Origin of the sequence: Solibacillus sp. FSL R5-0691 (assembly GCF_037974225.1) — a bacterium.
Taxonomy (GTDB): Bacteria; Bacillota; Bacilli; order Bacillales_A; family Planococcaceae; genus Solibacillus.
The window spans coordinates 886686-909821 of the sequence record NZ_CP150231.1; the positions used below are offsets into that span (position 1 = coordinate 886686).

Genomic DNA, 23136 nt, shown 5'->3' on the forward strand with positions numbered 1-23136 from the left:
ATATTTAGGAGTTGTACATTTTGGAACAAATCGAACAAAAGCCATTGACTCCTGATACGTTTATGCAGGGGATAAAAGATTGTGTACCAACATTGCTCGGGTATATTAGCATCGGTCTTGCATTTGGTGTGGTTGGAATTGCATCAGGCATATCGGTATTGGAAGTATTTTTACTGTCGGTGCTTGTATATGCCGGTTCCGCCCAGTTTATCTTTTGTGGATTGTATTTAGCAGGAGCTCCTGTAACAGCGGTTATTGTCACAATCTTTATCGTCAATTTACGGCACTTGCTCATGTCTTTGACAATTGCACCGTACTTCACCAAGTATTCGACGCTGCGTAATATCGGGTTCGGGACATTGCTGACAGATGAAACATTCGGTGTCTCTGTCGTTGCTGCCGGAAAAGAAGGGCGTCTTGGCGGAAGGTGGATGGATGGTTTAAATATAACGGCCTATACAAGCTGGATTGCCGCGTGTACAGTTGGGGGCATTATCGGGCAATGGCTGCCGGATCCGGAAAAATGGGGGCTGGATTATGCTTTAGTGGCAATGTTTGTTGCGCTGCTTGTCCTGACGCTTGCGAGCATTCCAAAAGAAAAATTAATGCATTACATAAAACTGATTGCCATTATGGTGATCAGCATGTACGGGATGCTTTACTTCATGCCGGGGCATTTAGCTGTTCTGTTATCAACAATGGTCGTTGCGACGATTGGGGTGGTATTGGAAAAATGACAACCTCGTTAGCGATGGTATTATTAATTTTAGGATGTGCCTTAGTGACATGGATTCCTAGAATAATGCCGTTTATATTAGTGAAAAATATGAAAATGCCGAAAATTGTTCTGCGATGGCTTGCCTACATACCGGTTTGTATATTGTCCGCCCTCGTAATTGAAGGTTTCTTCGAGAAAGAAGAAGCATTCGTTACGGTTCAGTGGCTGAATGTAATAGCGTTTATTCCAACACTATTTATTGCTTTACTTACAAAAAGTTTATCAAAAACCGTAGTTGCCGGTGTCGTGACAATGGCGGGACTGCGGTTATTATTCGGTTGAAGGTTTAAGGCTTGTTTAGTTGAATGTGACTAAACAAGCTTTTTTTGTAGAACTTTTCGAGTAATGAAGAGTGTTTTATTTTCCTTTCTTGTCACTTTTCGTGTATTAAAAATATCAGATGGTCTGGTATTTATGTTAAAATAGGAAAGATATATCGTAAACGGAGGATCTGCTGTGTATAAATATTACGGAATCGCAATAATTGCAGTCATTTTGGATCAATGGACAAAATGGCTCATTGTTAAAAATATGGAATTAGGGGAACGCATCAGTGTATGGGATCCTTGGTTTGGCATCTTATCGCATCGTAACCGTGGTGCGGCTTGGGGCATGCTGGAAGGACAAATGTGGTTGTTCTCACTCGTAACAGTAGCTGTCATTATCGCAATTATTTATTTTAATCATACAGAAGCAAAGGGTAAGCCACTTTTTCATGCTAGTTTAATGCTGTTGTTAGGTGGTGCGGTCGGTAACTTTATTGACCGTTTATTCCGAGGAGAAGTAGTTGATTTTGTCGATGTTTTTATACCGGTAATCAATTATCATTTCCCGATCTTTAATATTGCAGACGCAGCTTTGACAATTGCTGTTGTAATGCTTTTCATTACGATCATACTAGAAGAAAAAAAGGATAAGAAAAAGGTGAAATAATGACAGTAGTCACATTAACAATAGAAGAATTTGCAGGAGAACGTATCGATAAGGCACTTTCACAAATGGAAGAATCTTGGTCACGTTCGCAAATTGGTAACTGGCTGGATGAAGAGCGTATTTTAGTGAACGGTGCAGCCGTAAAAGCAAAATATAAAGTAAAGCAAGGGGACGTTATTGAAGTAACGGTTCCTGAAGTGGAAGATTTGGAAATCGTTCCAGAAGATTTAAATTTGGAAATCGTTTATGAAGATGCCGACGTATTAGTCGTGAATAAACCGCGTGGAATGGTCGTTCACCCGGCACCAGGCCATACTTCAGGCACATTAGTAAATGGTTTAATGCATCACTGCAAAGACTTATCAGGCATTAACGGTGTAGCACGTCCAGGGATTGTACACCGTATTGATAAAGACACGTCCGGTTTATTAATGGTGGCAAAAAATGATGTTGCCCATGAAAGTCTTGTCAATCAGCTTGTTGAGAAGTCGGTAACACGTAAGTATACGGCTTTAGTACATGGTCATATTGCGCATGAAAAAGGCACAATTGATGCACCGATCGGCCGTGACCAGAAAGACCGTCAAAAGCAGGCCGTTGTCGATAAAGGCAAGCATGCGGTTACACATTTCCAAGTAATCGAGCGTTTCGGTGACTTTACTTTAGTGGAGTGCCGTCTTGAAACAGGCCGTACCCACCAAATTCGTGTGCACATGAACTATATCGGTTTCCCATTGGCAGGCGATCCGAAATATGGTCCAAGAAAAACAATCGATTTCGGCGGACAAGTATTACATGCAGGTGTTTTAGGCTTTATCCACCCTGTAACGAAAGAATATTTAGAGTTTGAATCACCACTACCGGAAGATTTCAAACAGTTATTAGAAGAATTACGCGGGTAATCGCGAATGGCCGTCTCCTTTTTGGGGGCGGTTTTTTTGTTTCAGGAGTTTATGGCATTCAGGTTACTTGGAGTGATTTTATTAGAACATTTAAAGGGGATATTAGAAGAAGTTGGGGGGATATTAGAAGTTCTGGAGCTTTTATTAGAAAACGGGTGGAAATGGTTTCGGTTAGTGATGAATTTTCTGACTGGAGAGGTGTTCTGACAGCTTGACAATAATTTTATTAGAACATTTGAGTGGGATATTAGAAAAAGTTGCGGGGATATTAGCACATTGGGAAGCTTTATTAGAAAATCATGAATACTTATTTGAACAATCAGCCATTATATTAGAAGATCAAACTTTTATTAGAAGATTTCAAAATATATTAGAACATTCAGCACAATTATTAGAAAATCCCCACTACGCTCACAATTAAAATAAAATTCAAACAATTCAAACATCATTTTTCAGTTGTCTGACCTTCACAAAGTTTATTGACTTATAAATTAATCAAGCCTATACTGACAACAGTGAGCTACAGAACTTGACGAGAGCAAGCAGGTAGTCACAACAAATCAAATCAATCTGAATATTGTTCACCTTTAATGGCAGTCCAGAGAGGCTGAGAAGGGATAATGTGAAGCAACGGAATTTTTGTGCGCAAAAATACCCGTGTGCAGTTTTTCAACATGACTTTTCAAACCCTCTAGAACTTTCTAGAGGGTTTTTTGTCTGAAACTTACATTGATCATACCCTGTGAACACGGAAAAAACGAAAGGAGCAAAAAACATGGAAAATTTTACAGTATTACTTGATGGACCATCGATGAACCGTGCGATTACAAGAATCGCCCACGAAATAATTGAACGTAACAAAGGCATTGACGAAGTGATTTTAGTCGGGATTAAAACACGCGGTGCCTATTTGGCAAGACGCCTTGCAGAAAGAATCGAAACGATCGAAGGGAAAGCGATTCGAACAGGAGAGCTTGACATTACATTGTACCGTGATGATTTATCTCCTAAGCATGATCAGGCACAAGTAAAGCAAGTCGATATTGAGCACCAAGTAAAGGATCAGAAAGTCGTACTGATCGATGACGTTCTTTATACAGGAAGAACAGTTCGTGCAGCACTCGATGCCATTATGGACTTAGGCAGACCGGCACAAATTCAGCTTGGGGTTCTCGTTGACCGGGGCCACCGCGAATTGCCGATCCGTGCAGATTATGTAGGGAAAAATATTCCGACATCAAGCGTTGAACGTATTGTCGTCAATCTTGTAGAAACAGACAAAGAAGATATCGTAACAATTCATAAATTTGAGGAATAAGTGAACACAGGGAGAGAACATCATGACGAAAGCAGTATTGGATATTCATGAAAAACCTACAGCAGGGCAGCTGATTACATTTAGTTTCCAGCACATGTTTGCCATGTTCGGATCAACAATTTTAGTACCAAAATTAGTCGGGCTAAGCCCAGCGATAGCACTTTTAACAAGCGGAATCGCGACAATCATCTTTTTATTCATTACACAGTTTAAAGTACCGGCTTACTTAGGTTCATCGTTCGCCTTCATCTCTCCTATTATCATAGTAGCAGGAATGACGGAAGCAGGAGTTTCCATCAACCCGGGAAATGCAATGATCGGGGCAATGATGGTCGGGGTTGTATACGCAATCGTAGCATTATTAATTTGGAAAACAGGCTACAAATGGCTGATGAATATTTTACCGCCAATCGTTGTTGCACCGGTAATCATCGTAATCGGATTAGGATTGTCTGGCACGGCAGTAGATATGGCGATGAATGTGAACGGCGAATATAGCGGCCTTCATTTCTCGGCAGCATTAGTAACATTAGCTACGGCGATTATTTTTACTGTATTCTTTAAAAACATTTTAAGTGCAATGCCGATTCTTATGGGAATTGTAGTCGGCTATATATACTCAGTCATCGTCGGGATCGTTGACTTCACGGCAGTAAAAAATGCGAAGTTCTTCGCTTTGCCGGACTTCTTAATCCCTGGTGTAGATTATGAGTTCCAACTTACTGGAGCCATCTTTATCGGGATGGTACCGATTGTCATTGTAACGATTTCAGAACATATCGGTCACCAGCTAGTGTTGGGGAAAGTTGTAAACCGCAACTATATTAAAGATCCGGGCTTACATCGATCGCTGTTAGGTGACGGACTTGGAACATTTGCTTCAGCACTGATCGGTGGTCCGCCAAAAACAACATATGGCGAAAACATCGGGGTTCTAGCAATCACACGTGTATATTCAGTGTATGTAATCATGGGAGCAGCAGTCGTTGCCATCATCGTATCGTTTTCAGGTCAGCTGATGGCACTGATTGAAACGATTCCGACAGCGGTACTTGGCGGTATTTCAATCCTGTTATTCGGGATTATCGCAGCAAGCGGTTTACGTATGTTAGTGGAAAGTAAAGTGGACTTCGGAAATAACCGAAACATGGTCATCGCATCTGTCATACTGGTAGTCGGAATCGGCGGAGCAGCAATGCGCTTTACAGAAAGCTTTGCGATTGAAGGCATGGCATTAGCATCGATTATCGGTGTCATCTTGAACCTTGTATTGCCGGGCCGTGAAGTAACAGAAAAAGATATTTACGAAACAGAAGAATAAAATAATACCTTTTAAAGATTGTCCAGAGAGGCAAGGAAGGGTATGACATGCATGAAAGGATCACCGAAAAGGATGATGCCTTACCTTGTCACACCCTCCAAGCCTCGCTAATGATCATAGCGAGGCTTATTTATGACGAGATATTGTATATTTAAACAAAAAGTAGATTAAATATTCATAATGTAATAAAATAATATCAAGCTAGCATTTGCGCCGGGGCGTAATTGATATAAGCGGAGGTACTCACATGAAAAACTTATTATCGATGGAACATTTGTCAAATGAAGAAATAATGATGATTTTAAATCGAGCACAGCATTTCGAAGATGGAGAAAAACCTGTGTTACCACGTGACTTTCATGTAGCAAACCTTTTCTTTGAGCCAAGTACACGTACAAAAACGAGCTTTGAAATGGCGGAGCGTCGACTAGGGTGTACAGTGATTCCGTTTGATGCTGAATTCTCCAGTACAACAAAAGGAGAAACACTGTACGACACAGTCAAAACATTGGAAATGATCGGCATTGATGCGGTCGTAATTCGGGATAAGGAAGATGAATATTATAACGAGCTTTTAGAAGGAATCGGGTGTGCAGTCATCAATGCAGGAGACGGCGCTGGCCAGCATCCTTCACAGTCATTGCTGGATTTATATACGATCCAGAAAGAGTTCGGGCGATTTGAAGATTTGAATATTACAATCGTCGGAGATATTTCACATAGCCGTGTCGCAAAATCAAATGCGACAGCACTTACTCGATTAGGGGCGAATGTCCGATTCCTTTGTCCGCCGGCATGGGCAGGAAATTTTGAAGCGGCACATAGCTGGGATGAAGTACTTGAAGACAGCGATGTCATCATGCTGCTGCGCATCCAGCATGAACGTCATTCCGTAAGCAAGAACTTTTCAAAAGAAAGCTACCATGCAGAATACGGCTTAACAATTGAACGTGAACAGCGGATGAAAGAGCGGGCTATCATTATGCACCCGGCACCGGTGAACCGCGATGTGGAAATTGCGGATGCCCTTGTTGAATGCAGTCGTTCCCGCATATTTGAACAAGTGCGAAACGGTGTATTTACACGAATGGCCATTTTAGAAACGATTTTGAAAGGAAGAGATCAATATGACTACAGTTATACAAAATGTGAAGCTACTCAATGAGGAAGGCGAATTAGTAGTATCTACTATTGTAATAGAAAACGGCAAAATCGCTTCGATTAATGGAGACATTCCAACTGGCGCTAAACTGATTGACGGTAAAGGCTATTTCGCATCACCAGGTTTTGTCGATGTACATACACATTTACGTGAGCCTGGCTTTGAACATAAAGAAACGATTGCAACAGGTTCGGCATCTGCAGCAAAAGGCGGTTTTACAACAATTTGTGCGATGCCAAATACGAAGCCGGTACCAGATTCGGTAGAAAATATGCAGCTCATTAACGGATTGATCAAAGAAAGCGCAGTAATTCGGGTTTTACCATACGGTTCATTAACGAAAGACATTTCAGGTGAAGTTCGTACAAATATGCAAGAGTTGAAAGAACAAGGTGCAGTTGCTTTCTCGGATGACGGGATCGGTATTCAGTTAGCGTCGACTATGTATGAGCAAATGCAGCAGGCAGCAAAAATCGATGCGGTAGTTGTTGCACACTGCGAAGATAATTCACTTATTTACGATGGGGTTATGCATGAAGGAAAACGCAATAAAGAACTTGGATTACCAGGGATTCCTTCAATTTGCGAATCAGTACAGATCGCTCGTGATGTACTGCTCGCAGAAGCGGCCGGTGCACGCTACCATGTTTGCCACGTATCGACGAAAGAATCCGTACGTGCTGTAAGAGATGCGAAAGCGGCAGGTATTAAAGTGACTGCGGAAGTTTGTCCTCACCACTTATTATTAGAAGAAATGGACATTCCATCAGATGATGCGAACTGGAAGATGAATCCTCCATTACGAGCTGCAGACGATAAAGATTCACTGCATGCAGCACTTTTGGACGGTACGATCGACTGTATCGCGACAGACCATGCACCGCATACAGAAGAGGAAAAATGCTGCGGTATGGTTGGGGCACCATTTGGAATCGTCGGTTTTGAAACAGCATTCCCATTGTTGTATACAAATTTTGTAGCGACAGGAAAATGGACATTAAAACAATTAGTCGACTGGATGAGTGTAAAAGCAGCCCAAATTTTCGATCTTCCATACGGAACATTGGAAGTAGGCGCATCAGCAGATCTTGTACTAATTGATTTGGATAAAGAACAGGCAATCGATGCAGATGGTTTTGTTTCTAAAGGACGCAATACACCATTTAACGGATGGACAGCAAAAGGATGGCCGGTAGTAACGATGTTTGAAGGCAATATTGTATATCAGGAGGCAGAATAATGAAAAAGCGTTTATTAATTTTAGAAGATGGCACTGTATTTACAGGCACTGCATTTGGAAGCGACAAAGCAAGTCAAGGAGAAGTTGTATTTACAACAGGGATGACAGGCTATCAGGAAACAATTTCAGATCCGTCATTTTACGGGCAAATTGTTACATTAACATACCCGTTAGTTGGAAATTACGGCATTAACCGTGATGACTTTGAAGCGATCACTCCTGCAATCCGCGGTTTTGTCGTACGTGAATTGGCAGAACAGCCATCAAACTGGCGCTCGGATATGTCTTTAGGGGATTACTTGGCATCACAAAATATCCCTGGCATTGAGGGAATCGATACAAGAAAATTAACGCGCATTATTCGTACAAAAGGGGCTGTACGCGCAATCTTAACGGAAGCAGACGCTGAAGTGGATATCACACAAATCGTCGCTCAATTACAGGAAACACCTTATATTACACATCATGTCCGCGAAGTATCGCCAAAAGCGGCATACCCTTCACCAGGACGCGGAAAACGTGTTGTGCTGATTGATTTTGGAATGAAACACGGCATTTTACGCGAACTGAACAAACGTGACTGTGATGTACTTGTCGTACCTTACAATACAACTGCCGAACAAATTTTAGCAATGCATCCGGATGGTATCATGCTTTCAAATGGTCCAGGGAACCCGGAAGATGTAACAGAAGGAATCGAAACGATTAAAGGACTAATCGGAAAAGTGCCAATCTTCGGTATTTGTCTAGGGCATCAGCTGTTTTCACTAGCTTGTGGCGCGAAATCGTTCAAATTGCCATTCGGTCACCGAGGCGGAAATCACCCGGTAAAAAATCTGCGTACGGGTCGTACGGATTTAACGAGCCAAAACCATGGCTATGCAATTGACATCGAGTCATTAAAAGACACTGATCTGGAGTTAACGCATGTCGCTTTAAATGATGGAACATGTGAAGGGGTACGCCATAAGAAATATCCGATCTTCACGGTGCAGTATCACCCGGAAGCATCACCAGGTCCTGAAGATTCAAACTACCTATTTGATGAATTTATCGAAATGATGGAAATCGAAGCAGCAAAGGAGAACCAATATGCCTAAACGTACAGATATAAATACAATTTTAGTAATCGGCTCAGGTCCGATCGTAATCGGTCAAGCAGCGGAATTTGACTATGCAGGGACACAAGCTTGTCTATCATTAAAAGAAGAGGGTTATAAAGTTATTTTAATCAACTCGAACCCGGCAACAATTATGACGGATACTGAAATCGCAGATAAAGTATACATCGAGCCAATCAGCCTTGAATTTGTATCACGTATTTTACGTAAAGAGCGTCCGGATGCCATTCTATCTACATTAGGTGGGCAAACAGGATTAAATATGGCAATCGAACTTGATGAGTCCGGCATCTTAGATGAACTGGGAATCGAAATCTTAGGTACGAAACTGGATGCGATTCATAAAGCCGAAGACCGTGACTTGTTCCGTAACTTAATGTATGAACTTGGTGCACCGGTTCCGGAGTCAGATATTATTCATAACATGGAAGAAGCAAAAGCGTTCGTTGCAAAAATCGGTTATCCGGTAATCGTCCGTCCGGCATTTACACTCGGCGGAACAGGCGGCGGAATTTGCTATAACGATCAGGACTTACAGGAAATTGTAACGTCTGGTTTAAAATACTCGCCTGTAACACAATGTTTACTGGAAAAATCAATCGCTGGCTTTAAAGAGATTGAATACGAAGTAATGCGTGATGCGGCGGATAATGCAATCGTTGTATGTAATATGGAAAACTTTGACCCGGTAGGAATTCACACTGGTGACTCAATCGTTGTAGCGCCAACACAAACATTATCGGATCGTGAAAACCAAATGCTGCGCAATATTTCACTCGATATTATTCGCGCACTGAAAATCGAAGGTGGCTGTAACGTTCAGCTGGCATTAGATCCTTACTCATTCCAGTACTATGTAATTGAAGTAAACCCGCGTGTATCACGTTCATCTGCATTAGCATCAAAAGCGACAGGCTATCCGATCGCGAAGCTAGCAGCAAAAATTGCAGTAGGTCTTACACTGGATGAAATTAAAAACCCTGTTACAGGTTCAACATTCGCATGCTTCGAGCCGGCACTGGACTACATTGTCGCTAAAATTCCACGCTGGCCATTTGATAAGTTCGAATCGGCAAAACGTAACCTAGGTACACAAATGAAAGCGACTGGGGAAGTAATGGCACTTGGTCGTACATTTGAAGAAGCGATCTTAAAGGCAGTCCGTTCATTGGAAACGGGCCATGTGCATATTGAAATGAAACATGCGGAAGATCTAACCGATTCATGGATTGAAAAGCGTATTAAAAAAGCAGGGGATGAGCGTCTGTTCTTTATCGGTGAAGCATTGCGCCGAGGCGTAACAGTAGAAAAAATCCATGAATGGTCTGCAATTGATCTGTTCTTCTTAACAAAGCTGAAAAAGATTGTGGATATGGAAACGACATTGGCAGAAAACAAAGGCAATAAAGAGATTTTACGTACAGCGAAACGTCTAGGCTTTGCGGATAAAAAAATTGCACAGCTTTGGGAAATGAAAGAGCAGGCGGTTTATGAATTCCGTAAAGAGCATGGTATTATTCCAGTATATAAAATGGTTGATACATGTGCTGCAGAATTCGAATCGAATACACCATACTTCTACGGAACATACGAGGAGGAAAACGAGTCCATCCGCACTGACAAACCATCTGTTGTCGTACTTGGCTCAGGTCCGATCCGTATCGGTCAAGGGGTAGAGTTCGACTACGCAACAGTTCACTCTGTATGGGCGATTCAAGAAGCGGGCTATGAAGCGATCATCATTAACTCGAATCCAGAAACGGTTTCGACTGACTTCTCGATTTCGGATAAATTATACTTTGAGCCATTAACAATTGAAGATGTTATGCACATTATCGATCTGGAGCAGCCGATCGGTGTAGTTGTACAGTTCGGCGGGCAAACGGCGATCAATTTAGCGGATAAGCTGGAAGCGAACGGCGTGAAAATTTTAGGAACGACGCTTGAAGACATTGACCGTGCGGAAAACCGCAATAAATTCGAAGCGGCATTACAAGAACTGAAAATTCCGCAGCCTCCTGGCGATACAGCCACATCTGCTGAAGGTGCAATGAAAATTGCGGAAGGTTTAGGTTTCCCTGTATTAGTTCGCCCATCGTATGTACTTGGCGGACGTGCAATGGAAATTGTTTATAACATGGAAGAGCTTGCTCACTATATGGAAAATGCGGTAGAAGCATCACCGGATCACCCTGTATTGGTAGACCGTTATTTAACAGGACAGGAAATTGAAGTTGATGCCATCTGTGATGGGGAGAATGTGCTGATTCCGGGAATCATGGAGCATATTGAGCGCGCAGGGGTACACTCAGGTGACTCGATCAGTGTATATCCTCCACAAAAATTAACGGATGCTCAGAAAGAAACATTAGTAGACTATACGACTCGCCTTGCAAAAGGTCTTGGCATTGTCGGTTTAATGAATATCCAATATGTAATGAGCGAAGGTGAAATTTACGTAATCGAAGTAAATCCTCGCTCAAGCCGTACTGTACCGTTTTTAAGTAAAATTACAAACATTCCAATGGCAAATATCGCTACAAAAGCAATTCTTGGTCAATCGATCATTGAACAAGGCTACCCAACTGGACTTGCAAAAGAACAGCAAGGTGTATTCGTAAAAGTACCGGTATTCTCATTCGCGAAATTACGCCGTGTCGACATTACATTAGGACCTGAAATGAAATCCACAGGGGAAGTAATGGGGAAAGATGCAACATACGAAAAAGCATTATATAAAGGCTTCGTAGCAGCGGGTATGGAAATTAAAACACATGGTACCATCCTGTTCACTGTATCGGATAAAGATAAGCAGGAAGCGATCAGCCTGGCGAAACGCTTCTCAACGGTCGGCTACCGCATCGTTGCAACAGAAGGTACAGCAAAAACATTTGAAGCAAATGGTATTAAGACAGACGTTGTTGAAAAAATCGGCGGTAAAGGCAAAACATTGATTGACATGATTCAAAACGGTGAAGCCCAATTAGTTGTCAATACATTAACAAAAGGGAAACAGCCTGCACGCGACGGCTTCCGTATTCGTCGTGAATCAGTTGAAAACGGCGTACCATGCCTAACTTCACTGGATACAGCAGAAGCAATGCTGCGTGTAATTGAGTCAATGACATTTACAGCAGAAGAAATGCCGAAAGCGGAGGTTGTACACTAAAATGATTCGTCAAGAGAAAATGACAGTTGTAGCACAAAAGCAAATTGCGACAAACATTTTCGAATTGACACTACAAGGACAACTGGTTCAGGACATGTCGCCTGGCCAGTTTGTTCATGTAAAGGTGTCTAATACATTCGAACCGTTGTTGCGTCGACCAATCAGTATTGCCAATGTAGATAAGGAAAAAAATGAATTTACGATGATTTACCGTGCTGAAGGTCGTGGCACAAAATTTCTGGCAACAAACCGTGAAAATGAAATCGTGGATGTTTTAGGTCCGTTAGGGAACGGGTTTCCTGTTGAAGCGGCAAAACCAGGCCAGACAGCGCTTTTAGTTGGAGGAGGAATTGGTGTCCCGCCACTTCATGAATTAGCGAAACAACTGAATGCGCGCGGCGTGAAAACAATTCATGTTCTAGGTTTCCAATCAGAGGATGTATGCTTCTACGAGGAACAGTTCAATGCTCTGGGCGATACGTATTATGCAACAGTTGACGGGTCGAAAGGAACGAAAGGGTTTGTTACAACAGTATTTGATGAAGTGAAGCCTGAATTCGATCTGTTTTATTCATGTGGGCCATTGCCGATGCTTCGTGCTTTGGAAGGCTATTACCCGGAAAAAGAAGGGTACTTATCTTTTGAGGAACGGATGGGCTGTGGTATCGGAGCATGCTTTGCATGTGTATGCGATACGACAGAAGGATACGGAAAAGATTATGTGAAAGTGTGCTCGGACGGGCCAGTTTTCCCGAAAGGAGTTGTGGCACTATGAGCCGTTTAAACTTGCAATTGCCAGGTTTGGAATTGAAAAACCCGATTATGCCCGCGTCAGGCTGCTTTGGCTTTGGACGCGAATACGCCCAGCTTTATGACTTATCAAAGCTTGGGGCCATCATGATCAAAGCAACAACGGTGGAAACGCGTAAAGGAAATCCGACACCGCGTGTTGCCGAAACATCGGCCGGAATGCTAAATGCGATCGGCCTGCAAAATCCGGGGATTGAAAAGGTAATGGCAGAAGAGCTGAAGTTTTTGGAAGGCTATGATGTTCCGGTTATTGCCAATGTTGCCGGCACGGAAGTTGCGGATTATGTGGAAGTGGCAGAGCGTATTTCAAAGGCCACTAATGTGAAAGCGTTAGAATTAAATATTTCTTGTCCGAATGTAAAGTGCGGCGGAATTCAATTCGGGACAGATCCGGAAACAGCTGGACAGTTGACTGCGGCTGTAAAGGCGGTTTCAAGTGTCCCTGTCTATGTGAAACTCTCTCCGAACGTGACAAATATTGTAGACATTGCCAAAGCGGTTGAAGCAGGTGGAGCGGACGGCATCACAATGATTAATACTCTTGTGGGAATGCGTTTGGACGAGCGTACTGGAAAACCTGTCATTGCAAACGGGACAGGTGGCTTATCAGGTCCAGCCATTAAACCGGTAGCTATACGTATGGTGTATGACGTGTATAAAGCGGTGAACATTCCCATTATCGGTATGGGCGGGGTTACGTGTGCACAGGATGTAATCGACTTCATTTCTGCCGGTGCATCGGCTGTAGCAGTCGGGACAGCAAACTTTGTAGATCATTTCGTATGCCCGACCATTATTGAAGAATTACCGGACTTGCTGGACACGTTAAATGTGAACCATATATCTGAACTTATCGGAAGGAGCCACCGTTAATATGAATACAAAACCTATTATTGCATTAGATTTCCCCGGTGAAAAAGAAGTTATAGGCTTTTTAGGGCAATTCGAAGAGAAACTTTTCGTTAAAATCGGAATGGAACTGTATATGCAGGAAGGCCCTAGTATTGTACGTAAAGTAAAAGATCAAGGACATGATATATTTTTAGATTTAAAGCTTCATGACATCCCGAACACGGTGAAATCGGCGATGAAGGGTTTAGCAGGGCTTGGTGTGGATTTAGTGAATGTGCATGCAGCAGGTGGCCTTAAGATGATGGAAGGTGCATTGGAAGGTTTGGAGGCCGGTACACCAGCCGGAGCTAAAAGAGCTGCATTAATTGCTGTCACACAACTGACGTCGACGACAGAACAGCAAATGCAAGATGAGCAGAAAATTGCCCTATCTTTAAAAGAATCCGTTTTACACTATGCACAGCTGACAAAACAAGCGGGCCTCCAGGGCGTAGTCTGCTCTGTTCATGAGGCAAAGGCAATCCGTGAAGCATGCGGAGATGACTTTTTACGGGTGACACCGGGTATTCGTATGCTTGGTGGGGAAGCGCATGATCAGCAGCGTATCGCAACCCCTGATGGAGCGAAAAAGGACGGCTCATCACTGATTGTTGTAGGCCGTGCCATTACAGGTGCCGTCAATCCGGTAAAAGCGTATCAAGAAGTTTGTAACTTATGGGAGGCTAACTAAAATGACATTACAAAATGAAATTGCCCATGCAATGCTGAAAGTAGGAGCGGTGGAATTAAATCCAACCGATTTATTTACATGGGCTTCAGGAATTAAGTCACCGATTTATTGTGATACACGTTTAACAATTTCGGATCCAGTTATTCGAAAACAGCTTGCCAATGGACTGTCATCATTAATCAAGGAGCATTTTTCAGACTGTGAAGTAGTGGCAGGAACAGCTACAGCTGGAATTCCCCATGCTGCGTGGGTTGCGGATATTATGCAGTTGCCGATGGTATATGTGCGTTCAAAAGCGAAAGAGCACGGGCGTGGAAACCAGATTGAAGGTAAATATGCAAAAGGTCAAAAGGTCGTTGTCATTGAGGATATTATCTCAACAGGAGGTTCGTCCATTACAGCCGTTGAAGCATTACGCAATGCAGGATGCGAAGTGTTAGGGGTCGTATGTGTATATACATATAATTTGCCTAAAGCGGATCAGGTGTTTAATGAAGCTGGCGTTAAATTTGTTTCATTGACAAATTTCGACTACTTAATCGACGCAGCAAAAGAAGCATCTGCAATTCAGGAACAGGATATTCCTTTCCTGAAAAATTGGCATCAAGACTTAAAAGCGGGAAAATTAAAATAAAGTAAAACTTTAATCCGTGGGAGAATCGGCTTTCACGGGTTTTTAGTCGCGTCATTCGGGCTTTTATAAAATAAAAAAATATTAAAAATATTCAAAAACGTGTGAAGTTATCAAAAATATACTTTACACGTTTTTGTTATAGTTATATAATTCCAATATGCAAATTATCAGTTTTTTTAATATTGAAGTTTAATGAGAGTGAATTTTATTAAACTACATAAAAAAGTATTTCTAGATGTTTTTATGTTGAAAAGACATAATTATAATCACTAAGCGTTAATTTTTGAGTGTAATTATCGGAAAATTTAAATTTAAAAGAATAGTTTGCTATTGATAAATTTAAAATGTTAAATTAGAATAGTTAGAAAGTTTAATAATTGACATGCAAATATATTTTATGGATAATTTACGAAGTAGTACAAAAAATTAACAAAACGTTAATATTTTAAAAAGACTGAGTATTAGCAAGGTTTAAATTTTTTCGATAAGGGTATTTTAATCTATTTGGAAAAATTTAATATAGAGCGAGTTTAGCAGAGTCGATTGTATGTTTAAGAAGAAAGGAGCGGTTATTTAATGTCTACGAATGAATTATTAGAAATCCGAAATTTACGTACGAGTTTCCGAATTAAAGATACATACTACCCAGCTGTAGACAATGTTTCGTTAACGCTTCGCAAAAATGAGATTTTAGCAATTGTTGGTGAATCAGGTTGCGGGAAAAGTACTTTGGCAACATCAGTAGTCGGGTTGCACAATTCTGTTACTACAAAAGTTGAAGGGGAAATTCTTTACAACAATCAAAACTTAGTTAAATTGACAGATGATCAGTTTAATAAGTTAAGAGGAAATGACATCGGGTTCATTTTCCAAGATCCACTTTCTGCATTAAACCCATTAATGCGTATCGGTGAGCAAATTGAGGAAGGGTTAATTTATCATACGAAATTAACTAAAGAACAACGTCAAAAACGAGTTATTGAATTACTGGATCAAGTAGGGATTCCGAATATGCAGCGTGTTGCACAACAATTCCCGCATCAGTTATCGGGTGGTATGCGTCAGCGTGTTATGATCGCGATTGCATTATCAGGAAAGCCTGCAATCATTATTGCGGACGAACCGACAACAGCACTTGATGTTACAATCCAAGCACAAATTTTAGACTTATTAAAGTCACTGCAAGATGAAATTCAATCAGGCATTATTTTAATTACGCATGACTTAGGTGTTGTTGCTGAAGTAGCAGACCGTGTAGCTGTAATGTATGCCGGTGAAGTAATAGAGGAAGCGCCGGTTGTAGAGCTATTCAGAAATCCGAAGCATCCATACACAAGATCATTATTAAAATCAATTCCTCAAACAAACAGTGAGGAAGAAAAATTAGAAATAATTCAAGGAATGGTTCCTTCTTTAATGAAGTTACCTCGCCAAGGCTGCCGTTTCTCATCACGTATTCCTTGGATTCCGCAATCAGCACATGAAGAAAACCCACAGCTTCATGAAGTTGCTCCTGGCCATCTTGTACGCTGTACTTGCTGGAAAGAATTCCATTTTGAGGATGAGGAAGGGAGCGTAAATCAATGAGTTTCATGCAAGTAGAAGATTTAAAAGTTCACTATCCGATCCGAGGTGGATTTTTTAACACAATAGTTGATCATGTTTATGCAGTAGATGGTGTAACGATGGAATTTGAGCGTGGAAAAACTTACGGTCTTGTAGGTGAATCAGGCTCAGGTAAATCGACAACCGGTAAAGCAATTATCGGACTGGAGAAAATTACATCAGGCCGTATTCTTTACGAAGGTGAAGATGTAACAAATTCACGCCGTAAACGTGATTCAGCATATAACCGTGATATCCAGATGATTTTCCAGGATTCACATTCAAGTATGAACCCGCGTAAACGTGTATTGGATATTTTAGCAGAGCCAATTCGTAATTTTTTGAAGTTATCTCCGCAAGAAGAGCGCAAACGTATCAATGAGCTACTCGCAATTGTAGGGATGTCAGAGGACGTACTTCTTAAATATCCGCACGAATTCTCTGGGGGGCAAAAGCAACGTCTAGGGATTGCCCGTGCAGTTGCATGTAACCCAAAAATGATTATCGCGGATGAGCCGGTTTCGGCACTTGATTTATCCGTTCAGGCACAAGTTTTAAACTTTATGAAGGATATTCAGGAACAATATGGAATTAGTTATTTATTCATCTCTCACGATTTAGGTGTTGTTCGCCATATGTGTGACCATATCTCTATCATGTATAAAGGCAGATTCGTAGAAACAGGTAAGCGAGAAGATATTTACACAAATCCGCAGCATATTTATACAAATCGCCTGCTTTCTGCAATTCCTGATATCGAGCCTGAAACTCGAATTGAACGTAAGGTTGAGCGTCAGAAAGTTGAAGCAGCATACCGTCAGGAACAACATAAATATTATGACAAGGATGGAAAAGTATATCCTTTAAAATCGATTTCAGACTCACATCGAGTAGCAATGTCTGAAGATGAAAAGGAGCGTGTATAGTATGTGGAAAACGATAGTTCGCCGTGTATTAATAATGATTCCGCAGCTATTTATTTTAAGTCTCCTAATTTTCATATTAGCGAAACAAATGCCTGGTGATCCATTTACAGGTTTAATTACACCGGAAACAGATCCGAGTGTAATTGAAGAATTACGTGTTAAATCAGGTTTCTATGATCCATGGTATGTACAATACTACAACTGGATTGCAAATGCAGCACAAGGTGACTTCGGTCAGAGTTATACATTTAAAAAGCCGGTTGCAGATATTATTGGTGACCGCGCAATGAATACATTATTACTTTCATTGCTGAGTGTATTCTTCCTTTATGTGCTGGCAATTCCTCTAGGGGTTTTGGCTGGACGTTACCACGATTCATTCTTGGATAAATCGATTGTACTTTACAGCTTTATCTCATATGCAATTCCTGCATTCGTACTGTATTTAATTTTTGTATTCGTGTTTGGTTACCGGCTTATGTGGTTCCCGACAAGTGGTACGGTGGAAATAGGAATGGATCCGGGAACCTGGAGTTATTATTGGAGTAAATTCTACCATTTACTGTTACCGGCAGCCAGCTATGCACTGCTAGGTACGACAGGTGTTATTCAATATTTACGTTCGGAAATTATTGATGCAAAAACAATGGATTATGTTAAAACAGCACGCAGTAAAGGGATACCGATGAAAAAAGTGTATTCCCGTCATATCTTCCGTAACTCTCTGTTACCGATTGCAGCGTTCTTAGGATTCACAATTACCGGTTTACTTGGTGGATCAATTTTCATTGAAACTGTATTCGCTTATCCTGGAATGGGTAAATTATTTGTCGAGTCCATTTCAAGTCGTGACTACAGTGTAATAACGGCATTAGTAATGTTATATGGCTTCTTAGCATTATTAGGTAGTCTATTATCCGATATTATCTTAAGTATAGTGGATCCGCGAATTCGCATAGACTAATCAATTAATAATGACTAAGGAGAGGTGATTTTAATCATGGAAAACAAAAATGAACAGACAGTAGAAAAATTAGAATCTCAAAGCTCTCCACCAACTGGTATTCAAGTAATATGGCGAGAGTTTAAAAAAGATAAATTAGCAATGTTCTCATTAATAGGAAGTATCCTGCTAATGATCGCGATTATGATTATGGCATTCTTCACTATTGATCAAACGGAAGTAATGAAAATCCAATTATTGGAGCGTTTCACTGAACCAGGTGTCCGAGGATATATCCTTGGGGCCGATGAAGCCGGACGTGATATGTTCGGCCAGCTAATCATTGGCGCGAAAAACTCTATCCTGATTGCCATTGCGATCACAATTATCGCAAACGTAGTCGGTATCGGTCTTGGTATTATTATGGGATATTACGGTGGTTTCATCGATAATTTCTTCATGCGTATTATTGATTTCTTTATCACTCTACCAACTACAATGATTATCATCGTAGTCGTAACAATCATTCCATCATACGGAATAGTAGATTTAATCTTAATTATTGCAGCATTTCAATGGATGTCGACGGCCAGACTTGTGCGTTCCAAAGCGCTATCTGAAGCACGACGCGATTACATTAGTGCCTCTAAAACAATGGGTACAAGTGATTTCGCGATCATGTTTAAAGGTTTATTGCCAAACTTAAGCTCACTGCTTATTGTCGAAGTGACATTAAGCTTTGCAGGGAATGTTGGGATCGAAACAGGTCTTTCATTCTTAGGTTTCGGTTTACCACCGTCAACACCAAGTTTAGGAACTTTAGTAAGTTATGCTATGAACCCGATAATTTTATCGAGTAAATGGTGGGTATGGTTGCCTGCATCAATATTAATCTTAGTAATGATGCTTGGTATAAATTACGTTGGTCAAGCGTTACGACGCTCTGCTGACGCAAAACAACGTTTAGGATAATAAGGGAGGAAAAACAGATGAAGAAAAAGAAAGGTTTAATGCTGTCATCAGTATTTGCTACGGCATTAGTATTAGCAGCTTGTGGAGGAGATGACGAAACGTCTACTGAAAAACCAGCTGAAAAAGATGGTAATCAAACAGAAGAAAATACAAATGACGGTGGTTCTACTACTGCGGAATCTCCAACATTACCATCAGAAGTTACAAATGATGGAGATGCAATCGAAGGCGGTACTTTACAATTCGCTTTAGTAACAGATTCTCCTTTCCAAGGTGTATTCTCATATGAATTATATGAAGATGGTTATGATGCAGATATTTTAGACTTCATGACAAACTCTATTTTCGATACAGACGGTGACTTCCTTGTAACGGATGAAGGGATTGCGAAGTTAGATGTTGACGCAGATAACAACAAAGTAACAATCACTATCCAACCTGACGAAGTAAAATGGTCTGATGGTCAACCAATGACTGCTGACGATATCATTTATGCTTACGAAATTATCGGTCACCCTGATTATACAGGTATCCGTTATGATGATGACTTCAAAAACATTATCGGTGCTGCTGAATATAAAGCAGGTACAGCGGATTCAATCTCTGGTATTAAAAAGATTGATGACAAAACAATTGAAATTTCAATGACTAAAGTTTCTCCAGCTATCTACTCTTTAGGTGACGGTTTATGGGGTTATGCAGTACCTAAGCACGTATTGAAGGATATTCCTGTTAAGGACTTAATCTCTTCTGATGCAGTACGTAAATCTCCTGTAACTTTAGGACCATTTAAATTAGATAAATTAGTTGACGGTGAATCTGTTCAGTTCGTAGCGAACGAGAACTACTGGAAAGGTAAACCAAAACTAGACAAAGTAGTATTACAAGTAGTTCCTTCATCTTCTATCGGTGAAGCATTACGTACAGGTAAATATGACATGGCGTCTTCATACCCTACAAACCAATATGATGGCGTAAAAGATCTTGAAAACTTAACAGTATTAGCTCGTCCTGAGTTAGCATACTCTTACCTTGGCTTCAAGCTTGGTAAATGGGATGCAACTGCAAGTGTAAACGTTACAGATGAAAATGCAAAAATGAATGATGCTGACTTACGTAAAGCTGTTGCTTACGCAATGGATATCGAGCAAGTAACAGAGCGTTTCTACCAAGGCTTACGTTCACGTGCAACATCATTAATTCCGCCAGCATTCGCTTCATTCCATGACAACTCTTTAGAAGGATTCAACTATGATCCTGAAAAAGCGAAAGCATTATTAGATGAAGCTGGATACAAAGACGTTGATGGCGATGGTATCCGTGAAGATAAAAACGGTGAAAAATTCGAAATCCGTATGGCAGGTATGTCAGGTTCTGACACTGATGAAGCGATCGTTGAATACTTCCGTCAAAACTGGAAAGATGTTGGTTTAGATGTACAGTTAACAACTGGCCGTTTAATCGAGTTCAACAGCTTCTATGATAAAGTACAAGCTGATGATCCTGAAATCGATATGTTCATGGCTGCATGGGGTACTGGTACAAACCCATCTCCACTTGGCTTATACGGTGAAGGTGCTTCATTCAACTACAGCCGTTTCGTAACACCTGAATTACAAAAATTATTAGCTGATATCGACTCTAAAGAAGCGGTTGACGCAGATTACCGTGCGGATGCATTCCGTAAGTGGGAAGAGTACATGTTCGAACAAGCAACAACAATTCCAACATACTTCCGTACAGAAATCATTCCAGTTAACAAACGTGTGAAAAACTACAATGTTGACTATGGTAATCCAACTGAATTACATGAAATTGAATTAACTGCTGATGCACCAATTAAATAATCAGTAACAACAAAAAGCCGCTTAGAAAATTTCTAAGCGGTTTTTCGTTGTTTACTTTTTCAGCTGCATAACAACTGCTTCGTCTGGTGTAACATAAAGTGTTTTTTGTTCAAAATAAATCACAAATCCTGGTTTTGCGCCATTCGGTTTTTTCACATGGCGAATTTCCGTATAGTCTACCGGAACCGAAGAAGAGTCACGTGCTTTTGAAAAATAAGCGCTTAACACAGCGGCTTCTGTCAAAGTTTGCTCATCAGGGTTTTCCGAATGGATGACAACATGTGATCCCGGAATATCTTTCGTATGTAGCCATACTTCGTTACGTTTTCCAATTTTGAATGTCAAATAGTCATTTTGTTTATTGTTTTTACCGACCGAAATTGAAATACCGGAAGATGATATGAATTTTTCCGGTTCCGGTTTTGCCGGTTTCTTTTTTCGTTTTGCCTGGCGGATTCGAAGTAAACCTTGTTCTGCCAGCTCTTCACGGATTTCCTCGATATCTTTAGTGGACGCTTGCTGCACTTGCTGTGTAAGCATTTCCAAATAGTTGATGTCTTCCGTTGCTTTTTGCTTCTGCTCTTCAATCATAACTAACGCTGTTTTTGCTTTATTGTACTTTGTGTAATAGCTTTGCGCATTTTCGATCGGTGTTTTTCTTGGGCTAATCGGTATCCTTACTGTTTCGGCATTTTCGCTGTAATAGTTTTCAACGTCTACGTATTCAGCGCCTTTTTCGAAATTATAAAGATTCGCCATTAAAAGCTCACCGTAAAGTTGGAACTGCTCCAGATTTTGAGCGCGTTCATAATCTTTTTGAAGCTTTTTTTGTTTCAGCTTTAATTTATTCAGTTCATTTTGCAGCCAGCGTTCAAGATCACCGGCTTGCTGTTTCACTCGATCACGTTTTGCACGGGCAAAAAATACACGGTCAAGCAGCTCGCCAAGAGTCTTATAATTCGTAACTGCTCCTGACAAATGTGTTAATGCTGTTGGCGAGAAATAGATTTTCCCTTCCTGCTCAACATAGGTCGGATTTGCGCTCGTTGCGATTTCGTTCATCAGCTGTCTGCAAGCTGTTACAGCATCATTTGTTGTGATACGGTGCAGCAACTCATTTGCATGCAATGGGGAGAAACCGGCAAACTGATCGACAATATCTTTAGTAGTAGGTTGTTTTGAAAATACTTCTTTCAACTCTACATCGGATAAACTTGTCAGTGCAATTTTCTGTTGTTGTGGCGGTGCGATATATTGCTGCCCCGGCAAAACGGTCCGGTAGCTGTTCATCGATGGCGGCAGATGTTTGATACTATCAATAATGATATCATTTTGAGCATCGATTAATAGCAGGTTACTATGACGCCCCATAATTTCGATGACGAGTTTTCGCTTTACGGCGTCGCCGATTTCATTTTTACTGTCGATTTCAAAAGTGATCACCCGTTCAAAGCCGTCCTGTACAACAGATGAAATAAAACCCCCTTCGATATGTTTACGCAACAGCATACAAAACATTGGCGGGTCAGCCGGATTTTCAATCGATTGATCTGTTATATGAACACGGGAATAAGAAGGGTGTATCGAAAATAATAGTTTACTGTTCTGGCCTGCTGCACGAATTTGCAATACAACTTCAAGTGCATTCGGCTGATAAATTTTGGTGATACGTCCGGATGTAAGGCTTTGTAGCTCCTTGCTCATCGAACGTGTAAATAGTCCGTCAAATGCCATCTTTATGCCTCTTTCATTAAATAAGTCTTTTAGATTGTTTAATCATATCATTTTTTCGTACAAACCTGTAGTTATCGCAAATGACTATCTATTAATGAAATATTTTTTATATGAAAGATAACTACTCTCGATAAAGGGA

At 40.9% G+C, this 23136-nt stretch carries 22 protein-coding genes; 21 read left to right on the top strand and 1 reads right to left on the bottom strand.

The genetic code is table 11. From position 1 onward, the window contains the following. Positions 1-62 precede the first annotated feature (62 nt). The 21 genes from MKY51_RS04235 (at position 63) to opp4A (ending at position 21263) form a co-directional block, all read left to right on the top strand. Positions 63-737 carry an AzlC family ABC transporter permease gene (locus MKY51_RS04235; RefSeq protein ID WP_339176575.1) on the top strand — a complete coding sequence of 225 codons (675 nt, stop codon included), beginning with the start codon at positions 63-65 and terminating at the stop codon, positions 735-737. Next, complete coding sequence (locus MKY51_RS04240) at positions 734-1060, top strand: AzlD domain-containing protein (RefSeq protein WP_339175470.1); 327 nt, start codon at positions 734-736, stop codon at positions 1058-1060. The genes MKY51_RS04235 and MKY51_RS04240 overlap by 4 nt, the downstream gene beginning before the upstream one ends. A gap of 174 nt (positions 1061-1234) precedes the next feature. Then, positions 1235-1711: a signal peptidase II gene (gene lspA / locus MKY51_RS04245; protein WP_339175471.1), complete on the top strand. Its 477-nt coding sequence runs from the start codon at positions 1235-1237 to the stop codon at positions 1709-1711. Beyond that, positions 1711-2613, top strand: a complete 903-nt coding sequence (locus MKY51_RS04250) for an RluA family pseudouridine synthase (RefSeq protein ID WP_339175472.1) — start codon at positions 1711-1713, stop codon at positions 2611-2613. Before lspA ends, MKY51_RS04250 begins: the two co-directional genes overlap by 1 nt. A gap of 36 nt (positions 2614-2649) precedes the next feature. Then, positions 2650-2820, top strand: a complete 171-nt coding sequence (locus MKY51_RS04255) for a hypothetical protein (RefSeq protein WP_339175473.1) — start codon at positions 2650-2652, stop codon at positions 2818-2820. Between the two features lie 4 nt (positions 2821-2824). Next, positions 2825-3034 carry a hypothetical protein gene (locus MKY51_RS04260; RefSeq protein WP_339175474.1) on the top strand — a complete coding sequence of 70 codons (210 nt, stop codon included), beginning with the start codon at positions 2825-2827 and terminating at the stop codon, positions 3032-3034. A gap of 354 nt (positions 3035-3388) precedes the next feature. After that, positions 3389-3931 carry a bifunctional pyr operon transcriptional regulator/uracil phosphoribosyltransferase PyrR gene (gene pyrR / locus MKY51_RS04265; RefSeq protein WP_339175475.1) on the top strand — a complete coding sequence of 181 codons (543 nt, stop codon included), beginning with the start codon at positions 3389-3391 and terminating at the stop codon, positions 3929-3931. Positions 3932-3953: 22 nt separating this feature from the next. Further along, on the top strand, positions 3954-5252 hold the full coding sequence (locus tag MKY51_RS04270) for a solute carrier family 23 protein (protein WP_339175476.1): 1299 nt from the start codon (positions 3954-3956) through the stop codon (positions 5250-5252). 247 nt (positions 5253-5499) lie between these two features. Continuing rightward, entirely contained in the window at positions 5500-6417 is a 918-nt protein-coding gene (locus MKY51_RS04275) for an aspartate carbamoyltransferase catalytic subunit (protein ID WP_339175477.1), read from the top strand. Then, a complete protein-coding gene (locus MKY51_RS04280) occupies positions 6380-7654 on the top strand; it encodes a dihydroorotase (protein ID WP_339175478.1) in 1275 nt (424 codons plus the stop codon). Before MKY51_RS04275 ends, MKY51_RS04280 begins: the two co-directional genes overlap by 38 nt. Next, positions 7654-8754, top strand: coding sequence for a carbamoyl phosphate synthase small subunit (locus MKY51_RS04285; protein ID WP_339175479.1), 1101 nt, complete (start codon positions 7654-7656; stop codon positions 8752-8754). The genes MKY51_RS04280 and MKY51_RS04285 overlap by 1 nt, the downstream gene beginning before the upstream one ends. After that, positions 8747-11944 (top strand): carbamoyl-phosphate synthase large subunit, encoded by a 3198-nt coding sequence (carB, locus tag MKY51_RS04290; RefSeq protein WP_339175480.1) that lies wholly within the window; start codon positions 8747-8749, stop codon positions 11942-11944. Before MKY51_RS04285 ends, carB begins: the two co-directional genes overlap by 8 nt. Position 11945: 1 nt before the next feature. Next, positions 11946-12719 (top strand): dihydroorotate dehydrogenase electron transfer subunit, encoded by a 774-nt coding sequence (locus MKY51_RS04295; RefSeq protein ID WP_339175481.1) that lies wholly within the window; start codon positions 11946-11948, stop codon positions 12717-12719. Further along, positions 12716-13627: a dihydroorotate dehydrogenase gene (locus tag MKY51_RS04300; RefSeq protein WP_339175483.1), complete on the top strand. Its 912-nt coding sequence runs from the start codon at positions 12716-12718 to the stop codon at positions 13625-13627. Before MKY51_RS04295 ends, MKY51_RS04300 begins: the two co-directional genes overlap by 4 nt. A 1-nt stretch (position 13628) precedes the next feature. Next, positions 13629-14336, top strand: coding sequence for an orotidine-5'-phosphate decarboxylase (gene pyrF, locus MKY51_RS04305; RefSeq protein WP_339175485.1), 708 nt, complete (start codon positions 13629-13631; stop codon positions 14334-14336). A 1-nt stretch (position 14337) separates the two neighbouring features. Beyond that, entirely contained in the window at positions 14338-14970 is a 633-nt protein-coding gene (gene pyrE, locus MKY51_RS04310; protein WP_339175487.1) for an orotate phosphoribosyltransferase, read from the top strand. 576 nt (positions 14971-15546) lie between these two features. Then, on the top strand, positions 15547-16557 hold the full coding sequence (locus MKY51_RS04315; RefSeq protein WP_339175488.1) for an ABC transporter ATP-binding protein: 1011 nt from the start codon (positions 15547-15549) through the stop codon (positions 16555-16557). Then, positions 16554-17501 (top strand): ATP-binding cassette domain-containing protein, encoded by a 948-nt coding sequence (locus MKY51_RS04320; RefSeq protein WP_339175489.1) that lies wholly within the window; start codon positions 16554-16556, stop codon positions 17499-17501. Before MKY51_RS04315 ends, MKY51_RS04320 begins: the two co-directional genes overlap by 4 nt. 1 nt (position 17502) lies before the next feature. After that, a complete protein-coding gene (gene opp4B / locus MKY51_RS04325) occupies positions 17503-18465 on the top strand; it encodes an oligopeptide ABC transporter permease (RefSeq protein ID WP_339175490.1) in 963 nt (320 codons plus the stop codon). 36 nt (positions 18466-18501) lie between these two features. Further along, entirely contained in the window at positions 18502-19416 is a 915-nt protein-coding gene (locus MKY51_RS04330; RefSeq protein ID WP_339175491.1) for an ABC transporter permease, read from the top strand. A gap of 17 nt (positions 19417-19433) precedes the next feature. After that, a complete protein-coding gene (gene opp4A, locus MKY51_RS04335; RefSeq protein ID WP_339175492.1) occupies positions 19434-21263 on the top strand; it encodes an oligopeptide ABC transporter substrate-binding protein in 1830 nt (609 codons plus the stop codon). Positions 21264-21314: 51 nt separating this feature from the next. On the opposite strand, the gene MKY51_RS04340 is transcribed toward opp4A, so the two are convergent. Then, a complete protein-coding gene (locus MKY51_RS04340) occupies positions 21315-22997 on the bottom strand; it encodes an NFACT RNA binding domain-containing protein (protein ID WP_339175494.1) in 1683 nt (560 codons plus the stop codon). Between the last annotated feature and the right edge of the window lie 139 nt (positions 22998-23136).